We start from the raw sequence: 13,118 nt of genomic DNA, 5'->3' as shown, positions 1-13,118 counted from the left end.
ACTGTCGGCCGGACCGAGGGGTGGAGTCATGGCGGTCTCTCTTGTCGATGTGCCCGTCGCGCAGCGGCCGCGTGAGCGGTTGCTGGTGCTCGGACCACAAGCGCTCAGCGACGCGGAGTTGCTCGCGCTGCTGCTGCGGCACGGCAGGCGTGGTGCGAGTGCGCTGGACCTGGCGGCGGAGTTGTTGGTCGAGCACGACGGCCTGCCCGGATTGGCATCCGCGCGTCCGGAGGAGTTGTCGCGGCGGGCCGGGATCGGCGTGGCGAAGGCGGCCGCGATCATCGCCGCGTTCCACCTCGGAGCCCGGGCACGCAGCGCCCCGGAGACCTCGTTCCGGTTGACCAGCGCCGCCGACGTGGCCGCCGCGGCCCGTCCGCAGTTCACCGGCGCCCGCGTGGAGCGACTGCTCGTGCTGGTATGCGACACGCAGAACCGATTGCGCCACAAGGTTTTCGTCGCCGAAGGCGCCGTCGACCAAGTCGCCGTCCCCGTCCGGGAAATACTGAACACCGTCCTGCGCCACGACGGCCGCGCCTTCGCCGTCGTCCACAACCACCCCTCCGGCGACCCCACCCCCAGCCCCGACGACCGCCGCGCCACCACCATCCTCACCGAAGCCGCCCACACCGTAGGCCTCCGCTTCCTCGACCACGTCGTGATCGCGGGGGAGAAATGGGCCAGCGCGCCGGGGTACCCGATGCGCTGATACAAATGACGACGGCCGCCTCGATGCTGACCGGTGATCGCTTCAGTAGACTTCGTGGGGTTGGAAGGGCTTGCGGACAGCCAGTTCATATGGGTGGTGACAGGGTGGCGTCGCCCACCGTAGAGCGGTCGTAATCCGGTGGGCGCACCTCACGGAATGGTGTGGCCCTGACGATCTCACGGCGCGGTGTGGCCAGTCCAGTGGAATCCCTTCAGGAAGTCGGCCGCATGCATTCCCCTCGGCAGGTGGCGGTCGATTTCGGCAAGGGTGGGGTAGCGGTGGTTCGGTGCGGCGTCGTTCGGTGGGTAATCGAGTTCGCCGAGGAGTTGTCGCAACTCCCGGGTGACCGCGGCGTCCGGTTCCAGGGCGAGATCCGCACGGATGCGGCTGCTCAGCGCTCGCATGCCTGCGGCGAGATGGTCGGGATCGGTGACGCCGTTCCAGTCGAGGTCGTGGCTGATCGCGGCACGTGCCCCGCGGCGGCCGTGCACCGTGAAGGTCACATCTTCCACCTCGGACCGGCGGAGGTAGGCGCGGAGTGAGGAGACAACCTGGTCACTGGCTCTGGTGTGGACTTGCCACGGTTCTATCCACATCTTGTCGAAGCCCGCGGTGAGCCAGCCGTTTTCGTCGAACTCGATGCGAAGATCCAGATCGCCCGCCTCGGCCGGATTCTCGCCGTGGCTGACGAACACACCGCGGATCCGTATTCCGGAGATGGACTCGTCGGCGGTGCGCAGATAGTTGACCCGGGTCAGCCGAAGCTCGAGCTCGAGGCCGTACTCCCGTTGCAGGCCGGACAATCGCGGTAGCAACTCGCTTTCGGCAGGGGGGTCGGCGAGCAGATCCGGTATGGCCGGCACCTCCGACAGACTCGGGTCCGGTGCGGCGGTGGTCCGCCGAGTCGAGTGCGTCGTGGTGTCGAGATCGGTGCTGGGCAGGTCGGGCCGGGGCAGGCTCGGGTCGGCGGCATGCAGCACGAGATCGCGGACCTGCTGATAGGTCAGTCGCGTCCCCCGTGACGGCCACTGCCCGGTCGTCTCGGCGTAGCTCCATAGCGCGAGGTAGTCGGAGTAGAAGCGACGTGTCAGGGGGCCGGCTGTGGCGGGGTCGAGGCTGATCTTGTGCACGAAGTGTCGAGAGTCGGTGTACAGCGAGTCGAGGGCGGCCATGGCCCGCAGCCGCCGGAACTCCCGAACTCCTGATTCACCGTGCTGGTCGCGGATTTCGTCCTCCACCATGGTCGTGACCCGGCCGAGTGCCTCCGGCGGCCATGGGTTCCAGAAGACGGTGACATAGTCCCACAACCGGTGCCGGACGCCGGTGAGATTCCAGTTGTCGAGGCGTACTTCGCCGTCGGGCCGGACCCACAGGTTGCGGAAGGTGGCGTTACCGTGGCTCAGCCCGGCGGTCCAGGTGGTGTCGCCCGGCACCCAGATCTCGTGCGGCAGGGGTATTCCCAGCTTGTGCAGGAACAGATGAGATTGTTCCTGCTTGATCCGCTGCATGCTCAGGTACAGCTGCTCCTGGTCGGCTACGGTGCGGACCGACAGATCGTCGGGCAGCTCGACCGCCTGCAACCGCCGCAACTGTCGGAGCAGGGCGCGCAAAGTCTGTGGCCAGTCCGGGTCACCGGTCGTGGGGACGCGGCCGGGGCCCATTTCGCGGAATGAGTAGTCGTCGGACTGGGCCATCGTCGTCGGCACGTCGACACCTGCCTGCCGGGCCAGATCTTCCGCGCGTTCATCATCCAGCGGGACATGGTTGACGAGCCGGTCTCCGGCGATGAGTTTCGGATGCGTGGGATTGGCAGCCAGATCCTTGTCTCCAGGCGTGGCGACGATGCGCCGCACCTTCACCGGGTTTCCGCCGCCGTCGGTGACGCACCAGACTTCCGTGTAATGACCGGCGACATCGGGGGAATTCGTCACGACGGTGATCAGCATGCGGGCCGCATCGTCGAGCTCCAAGCCGCCGTCCTGGACCGGTTCGGCGATGTCGAGCAGGTAATCGGTGCCCTGCGGGCGGCGCAGTGCAGGGCGGAATGCGATCGGGGTGGTCGGCGCCGCCGGATCGGTGAGGTCCTTGTACGCCCATCGGCGGGCGAACAGCGCACCCGGCCCGGCATGCCCGCCGGGCTCGGAGACCCAGCTGTAACCGCACCGCGCCGCTCGGACGCCGTCTTTGCGCGAGACCTCGACCTCGATCGCATCGGCGCCCATCCGGCGGGCCAGGTCCTCGGCCGGTCCGAGGAGGTACGGGCCGCCGTAGTCGGCGGCGAGGCGATCGAGGTCGGCGCCGATCGGTTCCGGGCGTGCGGTGACTCGTCCGTTCCCGTCGAGGTCGAAACGCACCGTGATTTCGCCGTATTCGCGGGTGCCGTCCATCAGCACGGTTCGCAGCCGAATGCGGCTCACCACACCCGGGTCCGCATCACCGAGTGGCTCGTATTCCGCCGCAATAGGTTCCAGCCTGGCTGTTCCGTCGGTACACCGCAGGGTGGCGATGGCTTCGGACAGGCCGGCAGCCGCTGCGGCGCTGTCGTGCCCGATCGCGGCCCGCAGCAACTCGCGCAGCGACAGCCGCGGCAGTCCGGACGTGTCCGGTTCCGTCGCATGGGTCGCCGGTTTGACGGCCGCCGACCTGTCGGCGGCCGAATCCGCTGTGGTCTGCTGGTTTTCGCGTTGCCGCACCAATTGGCGTGACCATCGCTGCAAGAGGGTACGCACCTGGGCCTTATCCGGTGCCCGTCGGCCCGCCGCCGGGAACACGACCTCCAGGTTGCGGTGCAGCGCATCCGTCGCGTCGGCGAGGAAACCCGGGTCGCGGGCAATCAGCAGCGGCAACCGGAAGCTGTCTCCCGCCACGGATTTCCATGCCTCCAGCACGAGATATCGGTCGAAGTCCGCAGCGGCGTCCGCGCCGTGGTCGCGCCGCAGCCGCGCCCGGCACCAGTTCATGACCTCGTTCCGGACGGCGGGGGTAGGCCACGGGTTCCTTGTCGCGAACGCCACGTAGTCCCACACCGGCGATCCCGGCTGGGTCAGTTCCAGGTCGAGCAGCCCGACGCCATCGGGGCCCAGCTTCATATTGAGGAAGGTCGGATCGCCGTGCAGCACACCGAGCTGGATATCGTCGTTCGATGCGGGCCGGACCTCGAAGATGTCGTACAGGCCGGGCATACCGAGCTCGCCGTGCAGCCGATCATCGGTGTCGAACTCCAGGGGGATCCGTGCCACCTCGCGAACCAGCCGCCGCTCCCATTCGACGCGGGTAGTGGGTACCGGTTGCTCGGGTTCGGCCGCGGCCCAGTGCTCGGCGTGCAGGGAATGCAGGCGGTCGAGTGCGGGGAACAGGGCCTCCGCGATGTCTTGCCACGGATCGTCCGGCGTGGGGTGTTCGCCGCCGAGGTACTCGTGGAACAGGTAATGCTCGGGATAGGACTCCTGTGCACCGACGTGATACAGCGCCGGTACCCGGACACCGGCCTTGCGGCACAGCTGGACCGCGGCGGATTCCCCGAACGTCAGGCCGATCCGGGGATCGAAATTCGGATTCGGCGTATTGATCGATGCCCGGATGACAATCTTCCGGCCGTTCAGCTCGAAGATCCAAACCCCGTGATGATTCCCGGCGAAGTGGGCTCGGTTGCGGAACAGCGTGGTGAGAAGTTCGATGTCGGTTCTGGTCAATCCGGGATCCTCGGTCTCGGAACCGAGGGACGCCATCCGGGCTGTCGGTCGCGGAGCCGCGCCGGGGAGTGGATCGGAAACGTCCGCGGACGCACCGTCCAGCACGCCCCACCACCGGCGGTCTTGCGGCCACTCCTGTGCTGACGGCTCGAGATACGCGGCCAGCTCCGCGAAGGTCGGTCGCGCCTCGGCGGTCCGGTCGAACCGGTCGAGCATCGGGTCGGCGATGAGTTCGCGCGGGTCGGTGCTCAGCAGGTGCGCCGTGCTCTCCCGCGATTCGGCCAGATGGTCCGGATCGGAATCCAGCCGAAGACCGTTCTGTGCCGCAATCGTGAAGCCGGTCGGGCCGTTGACGGGCACGATGACCCGGCCATCCGTGCCGACACACTGGCGCAGTTGCGGAACGAAGTGCTGCGCGAAGTGCCCGCCCGCGAAGGCCGGGTCCACCACCAGGTGGTCGAAAGTCGCCGTGACTCTGCGATTTTCGTCTTGGCGGACATGGAAACGCATATCGCCCGCTTCGTCGACGACCGGCGGTCCCTCGGCGACTCCACCCGGGTCGACATCGAAACGCATGTCGCCCGATTCGCCGACGCGCCACGTGCCCCCGGCGACAATGGTGGCCGATACGGTCAAGCACCGGTTCCCGGCGTTGTCGGTGTACCGTGCGGCGGTCGGTGTCACGACGTAGTTCCGGGGACCGTACCGTCGATCCAGCAGACCGTTCACGACAGCCAGCAGTTCGGTGTCGCTGGAAACCTCGGCGGCCGGTAGAACCGAATCCGGACTTTCCGCGGGTGATGGGGCCGGCCGGCTCGGCTGCACCGCAGGCTCGTTCGGCAGCGGTGGCAGCCCCTGCCTCGTGCACACCGCGTTCACCGCTTCCAGCATCAGCGTGCGAACGACAGCCGGCGACTCCGGCTCCCATCCGCGCAGGCGGCACAGCCGTCGATAGTCGGAGTAGAACCGTCCGATGAGCCGGTCGGCCTTGCTGGCATCCTCCGCGATCTGCTGGACGAAGTTGCGCGAATCGGCGTAGAGCGAGTCGAGGCAACCCATTGTCAGCAGCCGATCCAGTTCCGCTTCGGCGCCCGGTCCGACCAGCCCGTTGGCCTCGAGGTCGCGGACCTCGGCTCTGATCTTGTGCTCGACCTGCTCGGCGATATCCGGTGGCCAGTTCGACCAGAGCATGGTCACGTAGTCCCACAGCGGGTGGGTGACTGTCGCATTGTCCCAATCGATCAGCATCGTCGTGTCGTTCCGGTCGTCGATCCGGACGTTGCTGAGAACCATGTCGTTGTGATTGAGGCTCGGCCGCCACGTCGCGTCGTCGGTCTCCGGTGACCATGCCTGGTGTGGCGCGAGCCGGAACAGTCGATCCAGCCAGGGCGCGCGACGACGGTAGTTGCGGCGCTGCTGATCCAGGTAGAGGTGGAGGTGTTCGGTCACCGGCCGCACCTGCAGGTGTGCGGGCAGCTGCACATTCAGCAGGTGCCGTTTCACCTGGAACAGCTTGTCCAGCACGGTGTTCCAGTCCGGATCGTCCGGTGCGGGGGTGCGTCCGTCGGCAAACTCCTCCACGTAGTAATCGCGCCACCGGTATACCCGTGCGGGAACATCGGTCACCGTTGCGGCAAGCTCCACGGCATCAGGTGCATCGAACGGAAGCCAGTGGAACCAGCGGACATTCCGATAGGACGGATCGGGGTTGCGAGTGAGGTCTTTTTCCCCTGTGGTCGTCGGCAGTATCTGGTGCACGACTATCCGGTTGCCGTTGTCGTCTCGGTAGCGCCAGGCCCGCTTGTTGTTGCCCTCGTAGTCGGGTGCTCGGAGTCTGGCCCGCAGGATCTGCCTGGCGGCAACCTTCGAGTCCAGCGTGCCGCTGCCTTCGCGCTTGATGTTGTCCAGCAGCGTTTCCTGTGCGGGCGGGTCCGTGGGGATGGCTACGACCGGCCGTGCTTTTGGCTGGCTCCATTCGATATCCGCGGCAGTAGGTGCGCCGGCCATGTCGATGCACGCGGCCCACGGTGCGGCGATCTCCTCGAGCGGAACACCGGCGTCGATCAGCCCGGCATCCCACAGTTCCCTCGGCGTAGGGAGGTCACCTGCTCGCAACCTTCGGCCTATTTCTGCGATGCCGGGCGGGACGGTCGGCTCGCGCTGTTCGAGGTCGTCTATGGCGTCGCACAAGGCCTCGCGGATTGCTTCTCTCTCACCGAGATGCTCCCTGTTCCAGTCGAATCCGGCCCGGGCCGCCGCCGGCCAGTCGCTGATCAACGCCGCCCGGAGCCGGTCCGCGCCCGCGTCACGAACGAAGTCGAGCACGAGAGGTTCGACCTTCTGGCCTTCGATGTCGCCGACGCAGTCTGCGACGATCCGGCTGGAGGCATCCGCGGAAAAGGTGAAATAGACCTCGCCGCGCACGCGTGTGCCTTCCACGACCGCAGCCGTGACGACGGCCATGACGCCGTCCGAAGAAGCCAGCCACCGCAGCCTGACCGGCTCCAGCCGTCGCGGTCCGTCCCAGCGTTGGACGGCGGCCAGTGCCGCCGACTCGTCCACATCGTGGTGACCGGCACCGAGCTCCCTGCCGGCTGCGTGCAGCATCCGCCGCATCCACCGGCGTGGTTCCGTCGCGTGAACGGGCGGAATCTCCCAGGTGGTCGCCGCGGTGGCGGGCGTGTCCAGCAATTCCAGCTCACGCAGCGCCCATTCCGCCAGCAGATCGTGGACCGCATTCTCGGAGATGGGGTCCTGCCCGGCGGCGCGGCGAACGAGGGCGACGTTCCGGTAGAAGTCCGGAAGTACCTCCTCGATGGTCGCGAACCCGGTGGCGATCTTCTTGGGTAGCCGGTATGCGTCGCCGGTGATCGACTTGCGTGCCTCCAGCAGCACGTAGCGTTCGAAGTCCGCTACCAGTTCGTCACCGACATCGTCTCCGTATCGGTATTGCAGAATCGTGCGGATTTCGGAGTGCACGGCACGTCGTTCGGTGTCGTCGACCCAGTCGTTCACGAGGTAGTACCGGGCCCAATCCCATGCGATGGGCGCGTATTGCGCGAGTTTCGAATCGGTGAACCCGATGCGGCCGTCGGCGCCGCGCCGCATCTTGCGGCGGATCGGGTTGCCGTGCGTGAAGCCCATCAGCTCTCTGCCCTCGTTGATGAGCTTCGGCTGAAACGAGGCGAAGAGCGGGACGCCGCCGATCAGTGTGTCCAGCCTGTGGTCGAAGTCGCCGTGCTCCAGTTCCAGCACCCGGCGATTTTGCTCCCGGTCCCAGTGATACTTCGTGTGGGGAGTGGAGGACACGCCGTGTAGTCGAGACAACTCGAGGAAGACGTCCTCGGTTGTGCGGTCCCAACCCTCGTCCGGCAGGACTTCATCACCCGCGATGTGCTCGTGAATCGTCACGCGGGTCTTGAAATCCAGCGCCGTCTGCGATGATTCGGAGTCATAGAGCAGCCGCGGGCCCCGCACTCCGGCCCGGTGGAACAGGTCCGACGCTTCCGCCGCCGGCGCGGCCAGCGAGTCCAGATCGAAGCCCAAACGCTCCGCCTCGTCGAGGTACACCCGGACCGTCACCATCGGTTCCGACGCGGCGCCCGGTCCGGCGGGCAGCGGCAGATGCCAGACACCGCATTGGTTCTCGGATTCGTGCGGCGAGGTCACTCGGACCTGTTCCATCAACCCGAGCACCTGCTCGCGAGTGAGTCGTCGATCCAGGCCCGAAGGGACGGGGTCGGCCGCGACCGCCGGTGGTGCACAGCGTTCGCTCAGCCACTGGGGGGCGTTCTCGACCGGTGCGAGGCCCGCGCCCAGCAGCAGGTCGCGACCGTGCAGTTCGGCGGCGCCCCAGTCGTCGGCCACCTTCACCTGCAGCACATCGGCGCCGATGCCGCGTACGAAGTGCAGAACCAAGTCGAGGAACGACCCTCGTCCTGCGTCGCGCCGAGCGGACCGATACTCCGGTAGGAAGTCGCCGGCCGGGCCGGGCTCGACGTAGGCCGTGACGATTCCGGAGGCATCGAGCTCGAAAAGCAACTCGACATCGCCGAATTCGGCCTGATCGATCATCACCGCGGCGTGCATCCGGAGGCGTTCCGCCCCCTCGCGGGCGGGGTCCGGCTCATAGGCGGCGCGAGTCACGTTCAGTCTGTGCGTTCTGCTCTGTGTTTGTGTCGACGGTGGCCGGACTGCGTGGCTCAACTCGACCTGCTGTCGGTTTTCCAGCAATCTTCGAATCGAAGACCCGAGCCGCGGTGGGAGCGGCTCATCGAGTGCGGGTGTCATATAGGCATCGAGGTTCGACGGCCGTGCCTGGGACAGGTGGCTCGCGAATACTTCGAGCACACGCTGACCTTCGTCCTCGGGTATCGGTCGATGTTCCGTTGCCCGACGCAGGACGGCCAGGTGCGCGGACTCGGCGGTGAGCTTCCCCCACTTCAGGAGGGCCCGGCCGATGGCCGCTTCGCGGCGCACGAGGGTGAGGTTCGTGGAAAACGCCGACAGCAGATCGGTGTACCGGCCGGGGTTGGTAGCGATGTCTGTGGGCGTGTGGAGTGCCTGGCCGATAGCCGCGATTCGTGCTTCGACCGCAAGGTAGCGGTGGAAGTCGGCTTCCGCGGCGTCCCCGTGCCGTTGCCGAATCTGATGCACGCACCAGTCGAGCACCTGCGGCCGTACCTCGGGCGGCCAGGGATTGCGGACGGCGAATGCCGCGTACACCCACGCGGGTGGGCCGAATTCGGTGTGATTCCCAGCCGATCCCGCCTGTGCGCTGTCACGGACGAGGCCGTCGAGTATCGGCGCGCTGTGCAGGCCGACAGGCTGCTCGCCGTCGTCTGCGGGATCCTCTCGTGGCCAGAACATCTCGGACAACGGCGGCAGGCCGAGCAAGCCCAACCCCGATTCCGTCCCCGGCCCTAGGCGTAGGCCGGCGAGCCTCGCCTCCGCACTGCGCACCGCACGGCGGACATCCCGCTCCCATGCGGCGCGAGTCGTCGTCACCGGCGGCGCACCACCCGGGATGTGCTGTGCGACAAGCTGTTCGGCGACATCGTCGCGGAACGACAGATCCTCGCCCACCAGCTCGGCAACCCCCGCTGGGGTACCGGTGGCGTGCCCGGGAACGACGACATCGCGGCCCCCGGAGTCTTCGTCATCGAGGCCGAGGTCGATCGCGACGGGGTCTTGGGGGGTGCCGGGTGTTTTTCCTGTATCGGTGGGCTCGTCCGGCAAGTATCTGGGGTTGGGGCGCCAGTACCGCGGTAATTGGTCGGCAAGGGCGGCGAAATCGCCCCGCCAGATTTTCGCGGGAATCTCGAAACAGCCCACGACGCGGTCGCTACGCAGGCCTCCCGGCCAGTGCACGGAGACGACGCCGCCGTACTCGTCCACCACTCCGAATCCGCCGGGCGCGTCGATGACGTAGATCTGGTGGACGAGGGTCCAATCCGATGTCTCGTCGTCCATCATCACCGATTGGCCGTACTCGGCCGCCCGATTCACCCGCACCGTCGTGTAAACAACCCTGCCGTCGCGTTGTGACAGCGGGACGAACCCATCCGCCCACGGGACGGTGCGCGGACGCGTGTCGCCACGGAACAACAGCCCTCCGCCGATACGCCACCCCGATTCCGGATAGTCGTCCGCGAGTGCTTCCCACCTCTGACGGATCGCGTCGAGGTCGACATCCGGCTCGGCGGCCGAGGCGAGCAGCACACCATCCGGCAGCTGCGCGGGCGGTTGCCATTGCACCGGTACCGACGGACCGTCGAGGATCAGCCGTACCACCTGAGCGCCGTCGAGTGGATTCAGAGGAGCGTCGGTCAGCGGACCTTCGACGATATTGTGGTCCTCGGGGTCTTCGTCGCCGAGGTCGATCGCAACGGGGTCGATGGCGTTGCCGGGGGTCGTTCTGTTATCGAGGGTGCTCGATGCGCTCGAGGAAATTTGGCCAGGGACGGGCTTCGCTACACCCGGTGCGCCGGGGAGGGATCCGGTGTAGTGGCCGTCGGTGCGGAGGAAGTGGGCGTCGATATCCGGAGGTCGGTCGCGATGGCTCGCAGGAACCGTGAGTCGGTTGGTCAGTGCGTGGATGCTCTTGGTGACGTCTCGGCCGGATTGTCCGTCGACGTAGCGGATGGTGCCGTGGTAGTTGACGACGTTGACGGTGTGGCCTGGTGGACCTCCGAAGGGTTGGTGGCGGTAGGCGATGATGCCGCGTGCCAGGTGACCGGCGTCGCGGAGTTGCTGTTCGAGGTCGGTCCAGCTCTCGACGTGCTGGAACGTCGTGTCGTAGTGGGACTGGATGAACCGCATGTGGGATCGGCTGTCATCACCGGGTGCTCGTCCTGTTTCTGACGGTTCGGCGACGATGTCGGGTCGGCCGCTGACCCGGAGGTCGGCGGCGATGGTGCACTCGGCGCTGTTGTCCCGGTTGCGCAGGGGGTTGATGCCGCGGATCCGCTCGAGCAGCGGGTCGTCGGGCGCGGGCTCCGCCGCGGTGGGTGACGGTTGCGCCGCGCCGCTGTCCGTGGCCGGTCGATCGGTGTCACCATCGGGGGATTGCGTGGGTTCGGCGTCGGGCGCGGGTTGTGCTGCGGCATCGGTCGTCTCCGTACTCGCACCGGGGCCGGCGAGGATACGGCCGTGCAGGTGGGCGGCGAGCTTCTGTATCAGTACTCGGCCCTGGCTGCCAACCATGCCGAGCAGGTACCGGTCGATCACCCCGAGCATGTACTCGTCGACCGACCGGCTTCCGATCAGCGAATAGAGGCGGGCCGCAAGATATCGGGTGCGCAGGTATTCCGGCGACTCGCGGTCGAAACCGCGGCAGCCGGGGAAGTGCAGCGCCGACCACAGGTCGTTCTTGAGGTGCTGCTCCCAGAATTCGTATTCCTCGGGTGTGAGTACTTTCCGCATCTGGACACGGTCGCCGTCGAGCATCGGTCTGCCCGCCAGGTAGGACATGGTTCCCGTCGCGATCGACAGCAGTTGCGGCAGCTCATCGAGCGATGTGTCGCGCAGGTACCGCTGGCCCGGACTGGCCCGATCGACGGCAGCGTTGCTGGTGGGACCTTCCGGCTCGTCCTCCGGCAAGGTCCGGAATTTCCAGACGGTGATCGTCTCGTCGCCCTGTATTCGCTTCTCCTGCTTGAACAACAGCGGTCCGGGGTCGGAAATGCCCAGCAGCTGCTCGGCTTTCAAACCGGTAGCGACGACCAGCGCGAGCGTCAGGTAGATGGGGGAGCGTCGCAGCAAGCGCTTCAGTTCGAAGGCATCCTTGGCGGTGAGTTCGACGGTGCGCAGCGTGGCGAGGTCGCCCTCGCGCAGCGCCCGGAACCACTGCCCGCGGTTGGCGACCCAATCCGGCCCGGACGGCTCGGCGGCGCTGGGAATCGGCATGTTCTCGAGGTAGGCGAACGGACGATTACCGTCCTTGTCGCGGAAGGTCAGCAGTTCAGCGATGAGCTGCTCGATTTCGGCGGCCTCCGCCGGAGCGAAGCTATCGTTCAGTGCGCGGGTGCGGGCGGCCCGCGGGCGTTCCGGATCGGTGACACGAAGCGCCGGACCGCGGCCAGTATCGGCCGGTCGATGTTCGGCGCGGGTGGCCTCGGCGCCACGGCCTGCGGTGATCAGGCCGATATTGTCCAGCGACTCGGTCGGCACCTGGGCCTCGATATCGGCATACGAGTTGTAACCCTGATGGACCTGCATGCGCGTGCGGAACTCCGGTGTCTCCGGTGGCTCCGCGGTGACCCGCACCGCTCCCCAGGACTCGCCGGCCGGATCCGGTCCCAGACCGCGGTTGAGGAATCGGCCGCGCCGGTCGGGAGTGGTGGCGCCGAGCCAGGCGATGGGATCACGGGTCGCCGTCAGCACGTAGACGTTCTCGGCCCCGATACCGAAGTCGGTGGCCCTGGTCATCGGGCCCGCGCCCGGGGAGGCCGTCAGAACCACCTGGTCGATCTCGCCGGCCAGCCGGACGTCCCGGCCCGCGTAGCACACGGTCGTGGTGCCGTAGCTGTGTCCGAGGAGAGTGTGCAACCGCGGCAGCGCGGTTCCCCGATGCTCGGCCAGCGCCTCACGAGTGGCGTTGTAGGACACAGTGTCTCGGGCCACGACATAGCCACCGACTTCGGCGAACCGGTGATAGGCAGGATCGAACGGGAGAACCGGCGCCGTTCCCTTCAGCAGTTTGGTCGGGTGTTCGTAGGCGATATCGATGATGGCCGCCACGGTCTCTTCGGGTGCATACCGTGAGGTCATCTCGTACTGCGCACCCGCAAACCCGGATCGGTACAGCAGTGACCGCAGCGTGGTCCCGAAGCCGCCGACATGGCGGGTGACGTTCGTCGCCTGGTCGGCGTCTCCGATGGAGACGGAGATCCGACCGTTGCCGCCGTATTTCTGGGCGTCGTAGGCGAGGAGTTGTACCGGCGCCGCACCGAATTCCGCGACGCGGCGTTCTATTTCGGCCAGTTGATCCCGGGTGGTCTCCAGGTTGAGCAGATGCGCCTTCTCCGCGGTGGTGAGTTTGCGGTGCCCGATGATCCGGCGCAGCTGCGCGAGCTGCCGGGTGATCGACCGGCGATTGGCGTAATCGCGCATGGTGTACGGGATGCCGTCGGTATTGCCGATCAGGGCGGGGTGTACCGCCACCATCCCCGCCTGCTGTTCGGCGGACAGCGAGAACCACCAGCGCGCATTTCTTCTGG

The 13,118-nt window shown here is 67.1% G+C and carries 2 protein-coding genes (1 of these 2 running past the window's edge); one reads left to right on the top strand and one right to left on the bottom strand.

The features are described from left to right. Nucleotides 1–28: 28 nt before the first annotated feature. Entirely contained in the window at nucleotides 29–706 is a 678-nt protein-coding gene (gene radC / locus IU459_RS14665) for a RadC family protein (RefSeq protein WP_195130062.1), read from the top strand. Nucleotides 707–882: 176 nt separating this feature from the next. Here the strand turns inward: radC and IU459_RS14660 are convergent, their stop codons facing one another. Further along, on the bottom strand, nucleotides 883–13,118 hold the end of the coding sequence (locus IU459_RS14660) for a LuxR C-terminal-related transcriptional regulator (RefSeq protein WP_195130061.1). Its footprint extends 38,794 nt past the window's final position; only the last 12,236 of its 51,030 coding nucleotides appear in the window; its start codon lies beyond the right edge, outside the window — the gene reads right to left on this strand; it ends in the stop codon at nucleotides 883–885.

Source organism: Nocardia amamiensis (assembly GCF_015477605.1).
In the GTDB taxonomy this organism is placed as follows: Bacteria; Actinomycetota; Actinomycetes; order Mycobacteriales; family Mycobacteriaceae; genus Nocardia; species Nocardia amamiensis_A.
This window is presented reverse-complemented; position numbering and strand designations above follow the sequence as displayed.